Origin of the sequence: Kitasatospora sp. HUAS MG31, assembly GCF_040571325.1 — a bacterium.
GTDB lineage: Bacteria > Actinomycetota > Actinomycetes > Streptomycetales > Streptomycetaceae > Kitasatospora > Kitasatospora camelliae.
The window spans coordinates 3,912,478-3,931,232 of record NZ_CP159872.1; the positions used below are offsets into that span (position 1 = coordinate 3,912,478).

At 73.4% G+C, this 18,755-nt stretch carries 14 protein-coding genes; 10 read left to right on the forward strand and 4 right to left on the reverse strand.

Going from position 1 to position 18,755, the window contains the following annotated elements:
- The first annotated feature begins 112 nt into the window (after positions 1-112).
- The 3 genes from ABWK59_RS17730 (at position 113) to ABWK59_RS17740 (ending at position 3,017) form a co-directional block, all read left to right on the forward strand.
- Positions 113-1,195 carry an inositol-3-phosphate synthase gene (locus ABWK59_RS17730; protein WP_354641558.1) on the forward strand — a complete coding sequence of 361 codons (1,083 nt, stop codon included), beginning with the start codon at positions 113-115 and terminating at the stop codon, positions 1,193-1,195.
- 112 nt (positions 1,196-1,307) lie between these two features.
- Positions 1,308-2,612 carry an MFS transporter gene (locus ABWK59_RS17735; protein ID WP_354641559.1) on the forward strand — a complete coding sequence of 435 codons (1,305 nt, stop codon included), beginning with the start codon at positions 1,308-1,310 and terminating at the stop codon, positions 2,610-2,612.
- 87 nt (positions 2,613-2,699) lie between these two features.
- On the forward strand, positions 2,700-3,017 hold the full coding sequence (locus ABWK59_RS17740; protein ID WP_354641560.1) for an LppU/SCO3897 family protein: 318 nt from the start codon (positions 2,700-2,702) through the stop codon (positions 3,015-3,017).
- 30 nt (positions 3,018-3,047) lie between these two features.
- Here ABWK59_RS17740 and ABWK59_RS17745 read toward each other — a convergent pair whose 3' ends face one another.
- Entirely contained in the window at positions 3,048-4,475 is a 1,428-nt protein-coding gene (locus ABWK59_RS17745; protein ID WP_354644994.1) for a CCA tRNA nucleotidyltransferase, read from the reverse strand.
- A gap of 485 nt (positions 4,476-4,960) precedes the next feature.
- On the opposite strand from ABWK59_RS17745, the gene ABWK59_RS17750 reads away from it, so the two are divergent.
- The 7 genes from ABWK59_RS17750 (at position 4,961) to trxA (ending at position 15,638) form a co-directional block, all read left to right on the forward strand.
- Entirely contained in the window at positions 4,961-7,387 is a 2,427-nt protein-coding gene (locus ABWK59_RS17750; RefSeq protein ID WP_354641561.1) for a DUF6049 family protein, read from the forward strand.
- A 121-nt stretch (positions 7,388-7,508) separates the two neighbouring features.
- Entirely contained in the window at positions 7,509-9,725 is a 2,217-nt protein-coding gene (murJ, locus tag ABWK59_RS17755; RefSeq protein ID WP_354641563.1) for a murein biosynthesis integral membrane protein MurJ, read from the forward strand.
- A gap of 268 nt (positions 9,726-9,993) precedes the next feature.
- Positions 9,994-12,228 (forward strand): protein kinase family protein, encoded by a 2,235-nt coding sequence (locus ABWK59_RS17760; protein ID WP_354641564.1) that lies wholly within the window; start codon positions 9,994-9,996, stop codon positions 12,226-12,228.
- A 104-nt stretch (positions 12,229-12,332) separates the two neighbouring features.
- Complete coding sequence (gene sigM, locus ABWK59_RS17765; RefSeq protein WP_354641565.1) at positions 12,333-13,100, forward strand: RNA polymerase sigma factor SigM; 768 nt, start codon at positions 12,333-12,335, stop codon at positions 13,098-13,100.
- Positions 13,097-14,041, forward strand: a complete 945-nt coding sequence (locus tag ABWK59_RS17770; RefSeq protein ID WP_354641566.1) for a zf-HC2 domain-containing protein — start codon at positions 13,097-13,099, stop codon at positions 14,039-14,041. Before sigM ends, ABWK59_RS17770 begins: the two co-directional genes overlap by 4 nt.
- Positions 14,042-14,196: 155 nt before the next feature.
- Positions 14,197-15,162, forward strand: a complete 966-nt coding sequence (gene trxB, locus ABWK59_RS17775) for a thioredoxin-disulfide reductase (protein WP_354641567.1) — start codon at positions 14,197-14,199, stop codon at positions 15,160-15,162.
- A gap of 149 nt (positions 15,163-15,311) precedes the next feature.
- On the forward strand, positions 15,312-15,638 hold the full coding sequence (gene trxA, locus ABWK59_RS17780; protein WP_354641568.1) for a thioredoxin: 327 nt from the start codon (positions 15,312-15,314) through the stop codon (positions 15,636-15,638).
- A 71-nt stretch (positions 15,639-15,709) separates the two neighbouring features.
- Here trxA and ABWK59_RS17785 read toward each other — a convergent pair whose 3' ends face one another.
- From ABWK59_RS17785 to ABWK59_RS17795, 3 genes are all read right to left on the reverse strand, one after another.
- Positions 15,710-16,327, reverse strand: coding sequence for a GNAT family N-acetyltransferase (locus ABWK59_RS17785; protein WP_354641569.1), 618 nt, complete (start codon positions 16,325-16,327; stop codon positions 15,710-15,712).
- Positions 16,328-16,446: 119 nt separating this feature from the next.
- Positions 16,447-17,508 carry a ParB/RepB/Spo0J family partition protein gene (locus tag ABWK59_RS17790; protein WP_354641570.1) on the reverse strand — a complete coding sequence of 354 codons (1,062 nt, stop codon included), beginning with the start codon at positions 17,506-17,508 and terminating at the stop codon, positions 16,447-16,449.
- Complete coding sequence (locus tag ABWK59_RS17795) at positions 17,505-18,575, reverse strand: ParA family protein (protein ID WP_420492929.1); 1,071 nt, start codon at positions 18,573-18,575, stop codon at positions 17,505-17,507. Before ABWK59_RS17795 ends, ABWK59_RS17790 begins: the two co-directional genes overlap by 4 nt.
- Positions 18,576-18,755 lie beyond the last annotated feature (180 nt).

Here is an 18,755-nt window from a genome sequence, read left to right on the forward strand (position 1 = left end):
GGCCCCGGGGAGTTGAGGGCGCTCCGTGCGCCCGCCAGACAGCAGTCGAACAGATGTGGAACGAGATCCGCCGGTCCCCGGTGGTCTCATGAGGAATCAGGGAGCAACCGGAATGGGTTCGGTTCGCGTAGCCATCGTCGGCGTGGGCAACTGCGCCGCCTCGCTGGTGCAGGGTGTCGAGTACTACAAGGACGCCGACCCGGCCGGCAAGGTCCCCGGGCTGATGCACGTCCAGTTCGGTGACTACCACGTCCGTGACGTGGAGTTCGTCGCCGCGTTCGACGTCGACGCCAAGAAGGTCGGCTTCGACCTGGCCGACGCCATCGGCAACAGCGAGAACAACACCATCAAGATCTGCGACGTGCCGCCGACCGGCGTCACCGTCCAGCGCGGCCACACCCTCGACGGTCTGGGCAAGTACTACCGCGAGACCATCGAGGAGTCGGACGAGGCGCCGGTCGACGTCGTCCAGGCCCTGAAGGACGCCCAGGTCGACGTCCTGGTCTGCTACCTGCCGGTGGGCTCCGAGGCCGCCGCCAAGTTCTACGCCCAGTGCGCCATCGACGCCAAGGTCGCCTTCGTGAACGCCCTCCCGGTGTTCATCGCCGGCACCAAGGAGTGGGCGGACAAGTTCACCGAGGCGGGCGTGCCGATCGTCGGTGACGACATCAAGTCCCAGGTCGGCGCCACCATCACGCACCGCGTCATGGCGAAGCTGTTCGAGGACCGCGGTGTCATCCTCGAGCGCACCATGCAGCTGAACGTCGGCGGCAACATGGACTTCAAGAACATGCTCGAGCGCGAGCGCCTGGAGTCCAAGAAGATCTCCAAGACCCAGGCCGTCACCTCGCAGATCCGCGACCGCGAGCTGGGTGCGAAGAACGTCCACATCGGCCCGTCCGACTACGTCGCGTGGCTCGACGACCGCAAGTGGGCGTACGTCCGCCTCGAGGGTCGCGCCTTCGGCGACGTCCCGCTGAACCTGGAGTACAAGCTCGAGGTCTGGGACTCCCCGAACTCGGCCGGTGTCATCATCGACGCCGTGCGCGCCGCGAAGATCGCCAAGGACCGCGGCATCGGTGGCCCGATCCTGTCGGCGTCCTCGTACTTCATGAAGTCCCCGCCGGTCCAGTACTTCGACGACGAGGCCAAGGAGAACGTCGAGAAGTTCATCCGCGGTGAGGTCGAGCGCTGAGCTGACCGCTCATGAGCTCCGTTGAAGGGCCCCGGTCTTCGGACCGGGGCCCTTCGCCGTCCCGGAGAGGTTTCACGTGAAACATCGGCGCCCTCCGTGGCACCCTGGGCGGGTGATCACCGACGACGGCAGCGTGCACGACCCCCACCGGGCAGGCCTCCGCGCGCTGCTACGCGGGCGGGACTTCCGCCGGCTGCTCACCGTACGGATCCTCTCCCAGCTCTCCGACGGCGTCTTCCAGGTCTCGCTGGCCGCCTACGTGATCTTCTCCCCCGAACGGCAGTCCTCCCCCGCGGACATCGCGGCGGTGCTGGCGGTGATGCTGCTGCCGTTCTCGCTGATCGGCCCGTTCGCCGGGGTGCTGCTGGACCGCTGGCGGCGGCGCCAGGTGCTCCAGCTGGGCAACCTGGCCCGGTTCGGGCTGGGCCTGGGCACCGCCGCCCTGCTGCTCGCCGGGGCGCCCGCCTGGACCTTCTTCGCCGCGGCGCTGCTGGTGACCGCGCTCAACCGGTTCATCCTGGCCGGCCTGTCCGCCTCCCTGCCCCGGGTGGTGGAGCCGGAGGAACTGGTCACCGCCAACGCGATCTCCCCCACCCTGGGCACGGTGGCCGCGGCCGGCGGCGGCGGGGTCGGCTTTCTGGTGCACCAGCTGCTGCCGCCGGGCCGCCAGGCGGACGCCGTCCTGGTCACCCTCGCCGCCCTGCTCTACCTCTGCGCCGCGCTCGCCGCCCAGCGGATCGACCCGGACCGGCTCGGCCCCGAGCAGCACCCCGACCGCCCCGCGCTCCGGCAGGCCGTGGTTGCCACCTGGCACGGGCTGCTGGCCGGCCTGCGGCACCTGCGCGAGGACTGTCGGCCGGCGGTGCTGGCCCTGGCCGCCGTCACCCTGGCCCGGTTCTGCTACGGCGTGCTGATCGTCGTGGTGCTGATGCTCTCCCGGTACACCTTCAACAGCCCCGAGGACAGCAAGGGCGGCCTGGCCACCCTCGGGCAGGCGGTGGCGCTCTCCGCGGTGGGGTTCTTCCTGGCGGCGGTGGTCAGCCCCCGCGCCACCCGGCTGCTCGGCCTGAGCGGCTGGCTCACCGCCTGCCTGGCCTCGGCGGCGGTGTTCGTCCCGGCGCTCGGCCTGGCCTTCGAGGAGCGCGCGGCGCTGGCGGCCGCCCTGCTGCTCGGCCTGGTCACCCAGGGCACCAAGATCTGCGCCGACACGTTGGTCCAGACCTCGGTGGAGGACGAATACCGCGGCCGGGTGTTCGCCGTCTACGACGTCCTGTTCAACGTCTCCTTCGTGGCGGCGGCCGGGGTGACCGCCCTGGTGCTGCCGCTGGACGGGCGGTCCACCGGGATCGTGGTCGGCGTCTCGGTGGTCTACGCGCTGGGCGCGCTGCTCTACTTCCGGGCGGCCCGCCGGCCCTGAGCCCCGCTCGCCCTGAGCCCCGTTCCGGGGGCTAGGGTCGGGCCACCGCCGTCCGCCGGCGGGGGAGCGGGCACCGGGGGGATTGCCATGCGGGTGTGGGCCGTCACGGCCGGGGCGGTGCTCTGCGTCCTGGTCGTCCTGTTCGGGTACCTCGGCGCGACCGGACGGGGCGACGCCGACGCCCAGGCCGGGGACTGCGCCCGGCTCACCCGGAACCACCGGCAGGTCCGGCTGGTGGAGTGCACCGACCCCCGGGCCGAGTACGTGGTGCTCAAGCGGACCGGGAACGGCGACGGGCGGCGCTGCACCGACGAGCCCCGGACCGTCCGCACCCACCGGGTCCGGACCGGACGGCGCTGGCACCAGCACGGCCACGTCCTCTGTCTGGGCCGCCGGAAGGGCTGAACCCCCGACGGCCCTGCCAACCGGCGAGCGTCAGCCCTGCGGCTGGGCCGCCCACCACTCCCGCAGCGCCGCCACGGCCACGTCGTACTCCATCGGGCCGTGCTCCAGGCGCAGTTCCAGCAGGTGCTTGTAGGCCTTGCCCACCTGGGGGCCGGGCCGCAGCCCGAGCAGCTCCATGATCTGGTTGCCGTCCAGCGCGGGGCGGACGGCGTCCAGCTCCTCCTGCTGCTTGAGCTGCGTGATCCGCACCTCCAGCGAGTCGTAGGTGCGGGCCAGCGCGGCGGCCTTCTTCTTGTTGCGGGTGGTGCAGTCGGAGCGGGTCAGCCGGTGCAGCCGCTCCAGCAGCGGGCCGGCGTCGGTGACGTACCGGCGGACCGCGGAGTCCGTCCACTCGCCGCCGCCGTAGCCGTGGAAGCGCAGGTGCAGCTCGACCAGCCGCGAGACGTCCTCGGTGAGCTCCTTGGAGTACTTGAGCTCCCGCATCCGCTTGCGGGTCATCTTGGCGCCGACGATCTCGTGGTGGTGGAACGAGACCCGGCCGTCGGACTCGAAGCGGCGGGTGCGCGGCTTGCCGATGTCGTGCAGCAGCGCGGCCAGTCGCAGGGTGAGGTCCGGGCCGTCGGTCTCCAGGTCGATCGCCTGCTCCAGGACGGTCAGCGAGTGCTCGTAGACGTCCTTGTGCCGGTGGTGCTCGTCGCGCTCCAGGCGCAGCGCGGGCAGCTCGGGCAGCACGTGGTCGGCCAGGCCGGTGTCCACCAGCAGCCGCAGGCCCTTCACCGGGTGGGCGGCCGTCAGCAGCTTGTTCAGCTCGGCCTGCACCCGCTCGGCGGAGACGATGGTGATCCGCTCGGCCATCGCGGTCATCGCCGCGACCACCTCGGGCGCCGGGTCGAAGTCGAGCTGGGCGGCGAAGCGGGCGGCCCGCATCATCCGCAGCGGGTCGTCGGAGAAGGACTCCTCGGGGGTGGCGGGGGTGCGCAGGACGCGCTCCTCCAGGTCCTCCAGGCCGCGGTGCGGGTCGATGAAGCCCCGACCGGGGAGGTCGACGGCCATCGCGTTGACGGTGAAGTCGCGGCGCACCAGGTCCTGCTCGATGGTGTCGCCGTAGGTGACCTCGGGCTTGCGCGAGGTCCGGTCGTACGCCTCACTGCGGTAGGTGGTGATCTCGATCAGGAAGGAGCCCTCGGGGGTGTCCTTGCGCGCGCCGACGGTGCCGAAGGCGATGCCGACGTCCCAGACCGCGTCCGCCCAGCCCCTGACCAGCTTGAGCACCTGTTGCGGGCGGGCGTCGGTGGTGAAGTCGAGGTCGTTGCCCAGCCGGCCGAGCAGCGCGTCCCGTACCGAGCCGCCGACCAGTGCCAGGCGGTGGCCGGCCGCCTGGAAGCGGCGGGCGATCTCGTCGGCGACCGGGGAGACCCGGAGCAGCTCCTGGAGACCCCTGGTCTGCGCCTCGGTCAGGCCCGGAAGGGCCTCGGAGGCGGCGGCGGTGGAATGATTGGCGCTGGACGCGTTGGCAGTGGACACGGCTCACAAGGGTACGTGCCCGGCCTCCCCCGCCGCCCGCGGCTTTCCGGGCGTCGGCCGCGACGTGCTCCGGAAACCGGGGCGGGACGGCACACTGGAACGGGCCCGGCCGATCCGGTCGAGCCCGGACCGGGCCCGGCACCGCCCGGGCCGGCAGGCAGCGCGGATCCCGGGAACCGTTCCGGCCCGCCCGGCGTCCTTGCGGTCAGGGCGCCCCCGGCGCGGTTTCGACGGCCGCCGTCGTGCTCCCGGACGCCCCCAGCTTCCGGCCCGCAACACTGCCGGCCGGGCGACATCGTTACCATGCCGGGTGGACGGGCTGTCCGGCGGCACGGGTGCCGCCGAGCCCCGCTGCCCGTCGGCGAGCGGCCGACGACGGCGGTGAACCGATCGAACACGATCTAGAACGGCGAGGGCGCGTGGACATCCGGAGCGGGCTGACCGTTGGCAGGCACGCGCCGAACGGGCGGCGCCGGTCGGCGGCCAAGTGGGCGGCGGCCGTGGCGGCCGCCGGCACCGTGCTGCTCACGGCCGCGCCGCCGGCGCTGGCCGAGCGCTCCGGGTTCGTCACCGCGAACACCGACTACCCCGCCACGGTGGAGATCGACGCCGTCTCCCCCGCCGTGGCCGGCGAGAACGCCACCGTGACGGTCACCGGCAAGGTGACCAACGCGGGCCGGTCCGCGCTGAAGTCCGCGCACGTGGCGGTCCGCTCGCCGAACCGCGAGCTGAGCACCCGCAGCGAGATCGGCCAGGTCGCGGCCCGCACCTCGCCGAGCAGCCAGGACGGCGTGGATCTCGACTCCCCGGAGGTCGAGCTCGGCGACCTCGGCCCGGGCCAGGCCCGCGACTACAGCATCAGGGTGTCCACCGCCGACCTGCGGCTCAAGAGCGGCGGCGTGTACGAGCTCGCCGTGGACGTCTGGGGCGGCACCGCGGACAACGAGCGCGAGCACCCGCTGGGCATCGCCCGCAGCTTCCTGCCGTACAACAGCGAGCCGGTGGTCAAGCCGACCCAGGTCTCGGTGATCTGGCCGATCACCCACGCGCCCGGCCTGGTCGCCCAGACCATGCCGGACAACGACCAGGTGTCGGTGCTGCGCGACGACAGCCTGGCCACCGAGCTGGCCCCCGGCGGCCGGCTGCACGAGCTGGTGCGGATCGGCGGCGATCTGCAGAACCTCACGTGGGTGGTCGACCCCGACCTGCTGGACACGGTCTATGCGATGACCCGCCCGTACCGGGTGCAGAAGCCCGGGACCGGCGGCGAGACGGCCCGCGAGGACAACACCGTGCCGGGCGCCGGCCGGGACGCCGCCACCGCCTGGCTGGCCCAGCTGCGCACCGTGGTGGCCCGGCAGGGCGACGAGGTGGTCTCCCTCCCGTACGCCGACCCGGACCTGGCCTCGATCGCCCACAACGGCTCGCGGCTGCCGGGCATGGACACCGCGCTGCGCAAGGCGGTCACCGCCGGCCAGCTGACCGCCGAGGGCCGGCTGTCGGTGGACGTCCGCTCGGACGTCGCCTGGCCATACCTCGGGCTGCTGGACCAGGCCACCGCCTCGGTGGCCCAGGCCTCCGGCTCCCGGGTGGTGCTGGTCAACGGCGCCTCGATGCCGGAGTCCCGGTCGATGGCGTACACCCCGGGCGCGGCCCGCGGGATCGACGGCCAGACCGCGGTGGTCGCGGACACCACCGTCTCCGCCCTGTTCCAGGGCGACCTCAACACGCCGGGCGCCCGGTCGGCGGCCGAGCAGCGGTTCCTCGTCGAGACCATGATGATCACCAGTCAGGAGCCGGAGAACCAGCGCGGCCTGCTGGTGATGCCGCAGCGCTCGCTCACCGCCGGCACCGCCACGGCGATCGCCCAGTCGGTGCGCGCCGCGCAGACCGGCGGCTGGATCACCCCGGTGAAGCTGGACGCGGTGGCCGGTGCCACGGCGGATCCGGACGCCAACACCGCGGTCCCCAAGGACTATCCGCGCGAGACGGCGGGCTCCGAGCTCACCGCGGGCGCGCTCTCCGAGACCATGGCGGTGCAGAGCGGCCTGGACCGGCTGATGCTGATCCTCACCCAGCCGCAGCGGGTGCGCGGCCCGTTCAGCGCGGCCATGGTCCGCTCGATGTCCACCGGATGGCGCGACCAGGCGGCCGCCGGCGCCGCCTACCGGCACGGGGTCGGCGAGTACCTGAACAACCTGACCTCGGCGGTCAGGGTCCCCGCGAAGAGCGTGATCACGCTGCCGGGCGACAACGCCACCCTGCTGATCAGCGTCAAGAACGACCTCAACCAGGCGGTCGGCAACCTCCAGCTCCGGCTGACCTCCGGCCAGGTGAACCGGCTGAACGTCGGCGACCCCGAGCCGGTCGTGCTGGACGCCACCACCAGCCGCACCTTCCGCTTCCCTGCCGAGGCCCAGGTCAACGGCCCGGTCCAGATGACCGCCGAGCTCTGGACCACCGGACCCAACGCGCAGCGCTACGGCGCCCCGGTGGTCTTCACCGTGGAGGTGACCTCGGTCGCCAGCGGCGTGTTCTACGTGATCGGCGGCGGCGTGGTGCTGATGGCGCTCGCCGGGATCCGGTTCTACCTCCAGCGCAAGAAGCGGGCCGCCGCGGGCGAGGAGGCGACCGACCCGGACGCTCCGCTCGCCCCGGCCGAGCCGGCTTCCGACGGACCCGCCCCGGCCACCGCCGACGCGGACGCCCGGAGCGCCGCCCAGGCCCCTGCCGGGCCGGCGTCCGAGCACCCGGCCTCCGAGCCCGTCGGCGCGGCCGACGCGGACCCCGCGTCCGCGTCGGGTGACGCCGATCGGGCACCCGGGAATGAGAAGGTGGATCACTGACCTCCGCCCCGGCCGGGGCGGCCACCCGGTGGTGGATCCGGTGCAGGAGCGAGCGCGGCGGGCGGATCGTCGACGGCTGCGCGGCTCGCGAGGCGACTGACGAGCGAACCGAGGAGAGCGCATGACCGAGCGCCCAGCAGAGGGCCGGGGCGGCCGCCCGCCGGGCGAGCCCGGCGCCGCCGACTGGTACGTGGCCGACACCTACGCCCGCGACCCGTACGCCGAGGAGGGGTACGGGCCGCAGGACGCGTACGCCCCGCACGACGCGTACGCGCCGGCGGAGGAGGCCCCGGCCGCGCTGCCGCCGCAGGCCGCGCCGCAGTCGGAGCCCACGATGCGGCTGACCGCCCCGACCGGCCGCTGGGGCACCCCCGCCCCGGCCCAGGCGCCCGCCTTCACCGGGCCCCCGGCCGAGTCCCCGGCCCGTCCCCCGGTCGAGAGCTCGCCGTGGAACACCGAGACCACCGAGTACGTCGGCGTGGACGCGCTGCTGAGCGGATCCTCGAAGGGCGAGAGCGCCGACGCCCGGCCGTTCGTGCCGCCGATCGAGTTCGACCCCCCGCTCACCGAGGAGGAGGCCCTCCTCCAGACCAGCGCGGCGGTCACCGAGGCGAACAGCGCGATGGGCGCCCCGCCCGCCGGTCCCGTCCCGGCCGACGAGCCGCCCGCCGCGTCCGGCGGGGGCGGCGGGGCCGGCAAGGTCGCGAGCCTGCTGAACTCCTCCGCCGTGATGGCGGCCGGCACCCTGGTCTCCCGCGGCACCGGTTTCCTGCGCACGATGGTGATCGCCGCCGCGATCGGCGTTACCACCATGGGCGACTCGTACAACGCCGCGAACACCCTGCCCACCCTGCTGTACATCCTGATCGGCGGCGGGGCGCTGAACGCCGTCTTCGTGCCGCAGCTGGTGCGCAGCATGAAGAACGACGAGGACGGCGGCACCGCCTACGCCAACCGCCTGCTGACCCTGGTGATGGTGGGCCTGGCCGGGGTGACCTTCGTGGCCGTGCTGGCCGCGCCGCTGCTGGTCCAGCTGATCTCGCACGCGCTGATGGCCGACCCGGCCAGCGCCGACGCCACCGTGACGCTGGCCCGCTACTGCCTGCCGACCATCTTCTTCATGGGCGTGCACGTGGTGATGGGCCAGATCCTCAACGCCCGCGGCCGGTTCGGCGCGATGATGTGGACCCCGGTCCTCAACAACATCGTGGTGATCTTCACCTTCGGGATGTACATCTGGGTGTTCGGCACCTTCCAGGACACCGCCGTCGGCCCGGACACCGTCACCCCGGAGGGCCTGCGGCTGCTCGGCATCGGCACCCTGCTCGGCCTGACCGTGCAGGCGCTGTCGATGGTCCCGTACCTGCGGGCGGCCGGCTTCCGCTTCCGTCCCCGGTTCGACTGGCGCGGCCACGGGCTCGGCAAGGCCGCCCGGCTGGCCAAGTGGACCTTCCTGTTCGTGCTCGCCAACCAGGCCGGCTACCTGGTGATCACCCAGTTCGCCACCGCCGCGGGCAAGACCGCGGAGGCGGCCGGTCACCTGGGCACCGGTCTGGCGGCGTACTCCAACGCCCTGCTGATCTGGCAGCTGCCGCAGGCCGTGATCACGGTCTCGGTGATGAGCGCCGTCCTGCCGCGGCTCTCCCGGGCCGCCGCCGACGAGGACGCCGGAGCCGTCCGCGACGACCTGTCCTACGGCCTGCGCACCTCGGCGGTGGCGATCGTGCCCGCCGCGTTCCTGTTCCTGTCGCTCGGTCCGGTGATCGGCTCCTCGATCTACGGCCTGGGCAACGGCGGCGACACCGCCGACGGCGCCCGGATGATCGGCTTCATGCTCTCCGCCTTCGCGCTGGGCCTGATCCCGTTCTCGGTCCAGTACGTGCTGCTGCGCGGCTTCTACGCCTACGAGGACACCCGCACCCCGTTCTCCAACACCGTCTGGGTGGCCGCGGTCCAGGCCGGCATCGCGGCGCTCTGCTTCGTGGCGCTGCCCGCCGAGTGGGCGGTGACCGGCATGGCCTTCGGCTACGGCGTGGCGTACGCGGTCGGCGTGGCCGTCGCCCTGCCCCGACTGAAGGCCCGGATCGGGGGGCTGGACACCGGCCGGATCTCCCGGACCTACGTCCGGCTGGCGATCGCCTCGGTGCCGGCGGCGGCGGCCGGCGTGGCCGTCGAGGTGGCGCTGCTCGGCCTGGTGCACGGCTGGGCGGGCAGCGTGATCACGCTGGTCGCGGCCGGTGCGGTCCAGGTCGCGCTGTTCCTGGTGATCGCCCGGCGGATGCGGATCGAGGAGCTGAACTCGCTGCTCGGCATGGTCCGCAGCCGCCTCGGCCGCTGATCCGGCCGCCCGGCCGCACTGACCTCGCGTCAACCCGATCCCGTGCGGATCCCCCGTTCCCTCAGACGGCGGAATCCGCACGGGATTTCCACGTCTTCGCCACCACCTCGCCGAGATCACCCGGTTGCCTGGCCGCGCAACCAGTCGGGCCCCTCAGCGGTCGTACCAGGGGAGCGGAAGTGGGCACAATTGTCCTGGCATGCTTCGCTCTGCCGAGCGCGGACGAGCAGGCCGGATTCTCGGTACCCGGGGCGACACAAGGGGAGGCATGACCACGGTGGCTGATGGCACCAAGGCGGTCGTCGACACGTCCGTGCGGGACGAGACGGCACCGGCCACGGCACTCGACGACCTCCCGGACGGCTCCGACGCCGGCTCGGGGGCGGGCGGGAAGTCCTCCGACCCCTCGGCCGCGACGCGGGCCCGGGCGAACGGATCCAAGCCGGCCGCCGCGAGGGCGGCCTCCGGCAGGGCCGGCACGGGGAAGGGCGGCGCCAAGGCCGCGGGCGGCGCGAAGGCGGCCACCCCGAAGCGGGACGGCGTGAAGCGGGACGGCGAGCAGCACGACGGATTGAAACAGGACGGCGCGAAGCAGGACGGTGTGAAGGCCGACGAGGTGAAGGCCCCCGCCGCCGAGGCGACCCCCTCGAAGACCGCCGCGTCCCGGCCCGCCACGGCCGCCCAGAAGCCGTCCGAGGCCCGGTCCCCCGAGGCCGCCGACGAGCCCGGCACGGACGCCGCCCAGGGCCCCGAGGAGGCCGCGGAGTCCACCGCGCCGCTGTCCGCCACCGAGATCGCCGCCGAGCTGGCCGCGGGCACCGCCAAGCGGTCGGCCGACGCGGCCGCGGCGGCCTCCAGGACCGCTGCCCAGCCCGCCGCGGCTCCCGCCCCGGCCGCCGCGCACACCGCCAGCACCGAGACCCTGGACGCCGACACCGCCACCCTCCCGGCCGTGCTGCCGGCCCCGCTGCGGCACAGTGGCGACACCATCGCCGGCCGGTACCGGCTGGAGGAGTGCATCACCCAGTCGGACACCTTCAGCAGCTGGCGGGCGGTCGACGAGAAGCTCCGCCGCGCGGTCGGCGTCCACCTCCTCGCAGCCGGCCACGCGCGGGCCAAGTCCGTGCTCACCGCCGCCCGCTCGGCCGCCCTCCTCGGCGACCCGCGCTTCGTCCAGGTGCTGGACGCGGTGCAGATGGGCGACACGGTCTACATCGTCCGGGAGTGGCTGCCGGACGCCTCCGACCTCACCACCCTGCTCGCCGACGGCCCGATGGAGCCGTACGACGCGTACCAGATGGTGCGCCAGGTGACTGAGGCGCTCGCGGCCGCGCACCAGCGCGGGCAGGCCCATCTGCGGCTGACCCCCAAGTGCGTGATGCGGACCGACAGCGGCCAGTACCGGATCAACGGCCTCGCCGTGGACGCCGCCCTGCGCGGGCTGCCCACCGAGGAGGCGGAGCTCACCGACACCCGTGCCGTCGCCGCGCTGCTGTTCGCCGCGCTGACCCACCGCTGGCCCTACCCGGAGGACCGCTACGACCTCCAGGGCATGCCGAAGAGCCTCGGCTGCGTGCCGCCGGACCAGGTCCGCGCGGGTGTCCACAAGGGCCTCTCGGAGATCGCGGCGCGCGCCCTGTGCGACCACCCGCCGCACCACAAGGACCCGATCACCACCCCCGAGCAGCTGGCCAAGGCGCTCTCGCTGATGCCGAAGATCCGCCAGCCCGAGCCCCCGGCCCCGCCCGCCCTGCGCGCGCTGCCCACCTCGCAGCCGCCCCGGTACGCCGACCGGCGCACCCGCGAGATGCCCGCGGTCGAGTCGGTCCCGCCCGGTCAGCCCCGGCCGCGGCCCCGCCGTCGGCGGCGGGTCCTCGTGGCGGCCGTGAAGTGGACGGCATCGGTGGTGGCCCTGGCCGCGATCGCGGCGACCTCCTGGCAGCTGGTGGACCGCCTGAACCACCGCACCAACCAGGGGGTGCCCGGCGTCCAGACCAGCGCCAGCGGCTCCGCTCCGGCACCCGTCCCCGTCGTGCCGGCCGGCAACAAGATCAACCCGGTCGCCGTCCTGCCCTTCAACGCCCTCGGCGACAAGCCCGAGCACCCGAGCGAGCTGGCCAACCTGATCGACGGCAACCCCGGCACCGAGTGGACCAGCCAGGGCTACCGTGAGCAGTTCGCCGCCAACCTCTACAAGTCGGGTACCGGGGTGGTGCTCGATCTCGGCTCCGCCCAGCAGGTCGGCACTGTGAAGATCCAGTTCGACGGCGCGCACAAGGTCGAGCTGATGGCCGCCCCGGCGGATGCCACCTCGGTGCCCAAGGCCAACGAGGCCGGCCTCAAGTCCTTCGGCGGATCCCTGGTCGGAGGCAGCGGCACCGCGGTGGAGCTGAAGCTCCCCAAGCCGGCCTCCACCCGGTTCCTGCTCGTCTGGATCACGGCCATCCCGACCGACCCTGAGGGCTTCCGGGCCAAGGTCTCCGAGATCAGCGTCACCAGCTGACCGGACGGCCGCACCCTCCGGTGCGGCCGTCCCCCTTGATCCCACCCCCTGCCATCCCCAACGATGTGACACGACAGACCGCGCGGCCGGCAGAGGGGGTGGAGATGGGCGCGGAGCTCTCCGACACCGAGTTGCTCGCCCGGCACACCGCCGGTGACCCCGAGGCCTTCGGCCTCCTGGTCGGCCGGCACCGGGACCGCCTCTGGGCGGTGGCCCTGCGCACCCTGGGCGACCGCGAGGAGGCCGCCGACGCCCTGCAGGACGCCCTGGTCTCCGCCTTCCGTGCGGCGGCCGGCTTCGAGGGCCGCTCGGCCGTCACCACCTGGCTGCACCGCATCGTGGTGAACGCCTGCATCGACCGGGCCCGCCGCAACTCCACCCGCCGCGCCCGCTCCCTCGACGAGGACCCGGGCCAGGAGGCGGCCCTGCTCGGCGCCCTGGGCAGCGCCGAGGCCGCCGACGCCCTCGTGGTCCGCGCGGAGCTGCGCCGTGAGGTGACGGAGGCGCTGGCCGCCCTCCCGGTCGACCAGCGGGCCGCCCTGGTCCTGGTGGACATGCAGGGCTACTCGGTCGCCGAGGCCGCCGAGCTGCTCGGCGTTCCGGTCGGCACGGTCAAGAGCCGGTGCGCCCGGGGGCGGGCCCGGCTGCTGCCGCTGGTCCGGCACCTGCGGACGGAGGGTGTTTCACGTGAAACCACGTCCGCACCGACGACTCCGACACCGGACGGACGGTCGGCGTCCGGCGGTCGCCCGGCCGATCCGGTTTCACGTGAAACACCGCGCGGGAACCCGGGCGGCCCCGGGTCCGTCACACCACCGGGGGTCCCGGCGATCCCCACGACGGCCCTGGAAGGAGATGTGACCCCGCGATGACGCCGCACTCCCCTTCCTCCCCCGCGCCCGACGGACCGGACCGCCATCCCGAGCCGGACGTGCTGGCCGACCTCGCCGAGGACCTGGTCGACCCGGCGGAGGCCGCCGAGCTCCGCCGCCACCTGGACGGCTGCCCGTCCTGCGCCGAGGACTACGCGGCGCTCACCGACATCGGCCTGCTGTTCGACGCGATCGACCCCGGCCCCATGCCCGCCGACCTCGCCGACCGGATCGACGCCGCACTGGCCGCCGCCGCGGCGGGGCCTGAGCCGGACGAGGCCGCCCTCGGCTCCGACGGCCCCCGCCGGCCCCACACCCCGGCTCCCCGCCCCACCGCGGACCGTCCGGGCACCTCGTCCCGTCCGGCCGGCCGGAATGCCCCCGCGTCACCGGGCGGGCCCGGTGGACCGGGCCGGGCGGGCCGACGGCGGCGGGCGTCCTTCCTGCTGCTCGGTGCCGCCGCCCTGACCGGACTACTCACCGTGGGCGGTCTCGCCCTGCGCGGGAGTTCATCGACCGCCGGCGACTCCACGGCCGCTGCGGGCGGCTCGCCGAACCTCACCTCCGCCTCCTCCGCCCAGCCACGGCCCGAGTACCGCGAGGACACCCTGGCCGCCCAGGTCCGGCAGCTGCTCGCCGGCGCCGCCTCCGCGCCCACCACGGCGACCGGCAAGGGCTCCCAGCCGGCGCTCCAGCCCGAGCGCGACCCCGGCAGCACGCTGCCCGCCGTGCCCGCGCCGCAGGCCTGCGTGACCGAGGCCGTCGGGCGGCCCGGCCAGACCCCGGTCGCCGGCGGCCCGGGCCGCTACGGCGCGACCGACGTCACCGTGCTGGTCTACCCAGCCTCCGGGACGGACGGCGAGGCCGTCGAGGTCTACCTGGTCACCCCGCAGTGCCCCGGGGCGAAGGTTCTGCTGCACCGGACCGTCCCCACCCCCTGATTCCTGTTCCCCGGCGGACACGGACGCCCACACTCCGGGCGACTGGTGCGGCTGGGCCTGGGAATGCGCGACACTGGTGAATCGTTGTCCCGGGCGGCGGAGCAGGACCGCCCTCCCCGCACTAGCGCGGGTCGCGATGCGAACCAGGAGATGCAGTGAGCGACGTCCGTAACGTGATCATCATCGGGTCCGGCCCGGCCGGGTACACCGCTGCGCTCTACACCGCGCGTGCCTCCCTCAACCCGCTGGTCTTCGAGGGGGCCGTCACCGCCGGTGGCGCGCTGATGAACACCACCGAGGTCGAGAACTTCCCCGGCTTCCGGGACGGCATCATGGGCCCCGAGCTGATGGACAACATGCGTGCCCAGGCCGAGCGCTTCGGCGCCGAGCTGGTGCCGGACGACGTCGTCGCCGTGGACCTCACCGGTGACATCAAGACCGTCACCGACTCCGAGGGCACCGTCCACCGGGCCCGCGCCGTGATCGTCACCACCGGCTCCCAGCACCGCAAGCTGGGGCTGCCCCGCGAGGACGCGCTCTCCGGCCGCGGCGTCTCCTGGTGCGCCACCTGTGACGGGTTCTTCTTCCGCGACCAGGACATCGCGGTCGTCGGCGGCGGTGACACCGCCCTGGAGGAGGCCACCTTCCTCTCCCGCTTCGCCCGCAGCGTCACCGTGGTGCACCGCCGGGACACCCTGCGCGCCTCCAAGGCGATGCAGGAGCGCGCCTTCGCCGACCCGAAGATCACCTTCGCCTGGGACAGCGCGGTGGAGGAGATCCACGGCGACCCGAAGCTCACCGGCGTGACCCTCCGGGACACCACCACCGGCGAGAAGCGCGAGCTGGCCGTCACCGGTCTGTTCATCGCGATCGGCCACGACCCGCGCTCGGAGCTCTTCAAGGGCCAGCTGGACGTCGACGCCGAGGGCTACCTCACCGTGGAGGCCCCCTCCACCCGGACGAACATCCCGGGCGTCTTCGCCGCCGGTGACGTGGTCGACCACACCTACCGCCAGGCCATCACCGCGGCCGGCACCGGGTGCGCCGCCGCGCTGGACGCCGAGCGGTACCTGGCCTCGCTCGCCGACCTGGAGTCGCAGACCGCCTCGGTCGCGGTCTGACCGTCCCACCCAGCCTCCGTTCCACGTGGAACGGAGCCTCCGCCCCGCGGGTGCTCCGTTTCACGTGAAACACCCCACCGGGGAAACAGAACGGCTCCCCCGTCTGTTGTCCCTGATACCCCCCTCGCCTTTCACCCCAAGGAGCTCCCGTGGCCGGCGCCACCATCGAAGTGACCGACGCGACTTTCGACGCCGAGGTTCTCAAGAGCGACAAGCCCGTTCTGGTCGACTTCTGGGCCACCTGGTGCGGCCCGTGCCGTCAGGTCGCCCCCATCCTGGAGGAGATCGCCGCCGAGCACGGTGACAGGCTGACCATCGCCAAGCTCGACGTGGACGCCAACCAGCAGACCGCCGCCGAGTACAACGTGATCTCGATCCCGACGCTGAACGTGTACCAGAACGGCGAGCTGGTGAAGACCATCACCGGTGCCCGCCCGAAGGCCGCGCTGCTCCGCGAGCTGGCCGAGTTCATCTAGGTCCGGCGACGACGGCTACGGCGGAGGGCCACGGGGATCACCCCGGGGCCCTCCGCCGTTCCCTGCCCCGTTCAGAACGGCCGCAGGGCCGGCTCCTTCCGCCGGCCGCCGAGCAGACGCTCCAGCGCCCCCTCCACGTCCTCCTTCCAGGAGAGCGTGGTCCGGGCCTCCAGCCGCATCCGCGGGTAGCGGTGGTGCGGCCGGACCGTCTTGAAGCCCACCGCCAGCAGGTGGTCGGCCGGCAGCACACAGGTGGGCAGATCACGGCCGACCGCGCCGAAGGCCTCGATCGCCCGGAACCCCCGGCCGATCAGGTCCTTGGCCACCGCCTGCACCAGCACCCGGCCGAGCCCCTGCCGCTGGTAGCCGGGCAGCACGCGACTGACCATCAGCTGCACCGCGTCCGGCGAGATCGGACTGGTCGGGAAGGACAGCGAGCGCGGCACATAGGCCGGCGGCGCGTAGGTCACGAACCCCGCGGGGAGGTCGTCCACATAGACGATCCGCCCGCAGGACCCCCACTCCAGCAGCACCGCCGAGACCCAGCTCTCCTTCTCCTGCTCCGCCTTGCCCGCCTCCACCGCCGCCCGGGCGGTGACCGGATCCAGCTCCCAGAAGACGCAGGACCGGCAGGTCGACGGAAGGTCCGCGAGGTTGTCCAGCGTCAGCGGGGCGATCCTGCGTCCCACTCCCCACACCTCCTCCAGCGCGTCCGCCGCGCACTCCAGTGTCCTCCGCACAGCAGAGCGGGTGCATGTTTCACGTGAAACATGCACCCGCTCGGTCACTCATCCAGGTCGTCCCCGGCTCAGCCCTGCGAGAGCCGCAGGCCCTCCTCGCCCGGGGCGAGGCTGTCCAGGATCCGGTTCAGGTCCTCCACCGAGGCGAACTCCAGGACCACCTTGCCCTTGCCGAGCTTCCCGCCCCGCTGGGAGACCTCCACCTTGACCCGGGTGTCGAAGCGGTCCGAGAGCCGCCCGGCGAGCTCGTTGAAGGCCGGGGAGACCAGCTTGCCCGCCTTCGGGGCGGCCCCCCGGCGCGGCTTCTCCTCCGGGGACATCAGCATCACGATCTCCTCGGTGGTCCGCACCGAGAGGCCCTCCGCGATGATCCGGGTCGCCAGCGCGATCTGCCGCTCGGCGTCGGGCACGCCCAGCAGCGCCCGCGCGTGGCTGGCCGAGAGCTCCCCGGCCGCCACCTTCAGCTGCACGGCGGGCGGGAGCTTCATCAGCCGCAGGGTGTTGGAGACGTGCGGCCGGGACCGGCCGATCCGGTCGGCCAGCTGGTCGTGGGTGCAGGAGAAGTCCCGCAGCAACTGGTCGTAGGCGGCCGCCTCCTCCAGCGGGTTGAGCTCGGCCCGGTGCAGGTTCTCCAGCAGGGCGTCCAGCAGCAGCTTGTCATCCTCGGTGGCCCGGACGATCGCCGGGATCACCTCCAGGCCGGCCAGCTTCGAGGCCCGCCAGCGCCGCTCGCCCATGATCAGCTCGAAGCGGTCGGCGCCGACCTGACGCACCACCACGGGCTGGAGCAGGCCCACGGCCTTGATCGAGGTGACCAGCTCGTCGAGCTTCTCCTCGTCGAAGATCTCGCGCGGCTGCCGCGGGTTCGGCGTGATCGATTCCAGCGACAGCTCGGCGAACCGCGCGCCGGCCACCGGCATCAGCTCGGTCTCCAGCGCACTCCGCGGGTACGGCTCCGCGGCCAGCTCGCGCAGGCTCTCGGCGGCCACCTTGGCGGCCACCGTGCCGCGGTCGGTCGGCAGCACCGGCACCGCCGTGGGGGAGATCGGTGCCGTCGCCGTACCGGCCGGCGCGGCGGCCGGGATCAGTGCCCCGAGCCCTCGTCCGAGTCCCCTGCGCCCACCACTCACCGGTTGCCCTCCATCGTGCCGTGCTCTGCCATCGGCGCCGCCTGCTCGCCGAGTCCGTTCCGCTGCTGCCCCACCGAGCCGTAGCCCGGCTGACCGCCCTGCGCCGCCGCTCCGCCCGCCGCGCGCAGCGCCAGCTCGCGGGCCGCCTCCAGGTAGGAGAGCGCACCGGCGGAGCCCGGGTCGTAGGTCAGCACCGTCTGACCGTAGCTCGGCGCCTCGGAGATCCGGACCGAGCGCGGGATGGCCGTCCGGAGCACCTCGTTCTCGAAGTGGGTCCGGACCTCCTCGGCGACCTGGGCGGCCAGCCGGGTACGGGCGTCGTACATGGTGAGCAGGATGGTGGAGACGTGCAGCACCGGGTTGAGGTGGGCGCGCACCAGCTCGACGTTGCGCAGCAGCTGCCCGAGGCCCTCCAGCGCGTAGTACTCGCACTGGATCGGGATCAGCACCTCCTGGCCGGCGACCAGGGCGTTGACGGTCAGCAGCCCGAGGGAGGGAGGGCAGTCGATCAGGACGTAGTCCAGCGGCTGCTCGTACGCGGCGATGGCGCGCTGGAGCCGGCTCTCCCGGGCGACCAGCGAGACCAGCTCGATCTCGGCGCCCGCCAGGTCGATGGTCGCCGGGCAGCAGAACAGCCCCTCGACGTCCACCACCGGCTGCACCACGTCGGCGAGCGGCTTGCCCTCCACCAGCACGTCGTAGATCGACGGCACCTCGGCGTGGTGGTCGATGCCGAGTGCGGTGGAGGCGTTGCCCTGCGGGTCGAGGTCGATCACCAGCACCCGTAGGCCGTGCATCGCGAGCGAGGCGGCCAGGTTGACGGTCGTGGTGGTCTTGCCCACCCCGCCCTTCTGGTTGGCCACCACGATCACCCTGGTGGCGGCGGGCCTGGGCAGCCCCTCACCAGTACGCCCGACGGCCCGCACGGCCGCCTGGGCAGCCCGTGCGATGGGCGTGTCATCGATGTGGTCGACGATCTCCGAGTCCTGCATGGGGGTCAGTGTTTCACGTGAAACCGGAGCGGCAACAGTCGCCGCCCGGCTGCGGGCGAGGATTCCGGGGAGCAGAGGGCGACGTTTCACGTGAAACACCCTGACCGGAATGTCCGCAAATCTGACGGTGCGACACACCGGATACCCCCGCCTGGCGGACAGTTCAGCACCCCGGAGAACGCACCGGGCCCCCGGACGGACGAAGGCGGGCGGTCCGCAGACCACCCGCCTTCGTCCGTCCTCACGGCCGGAAAC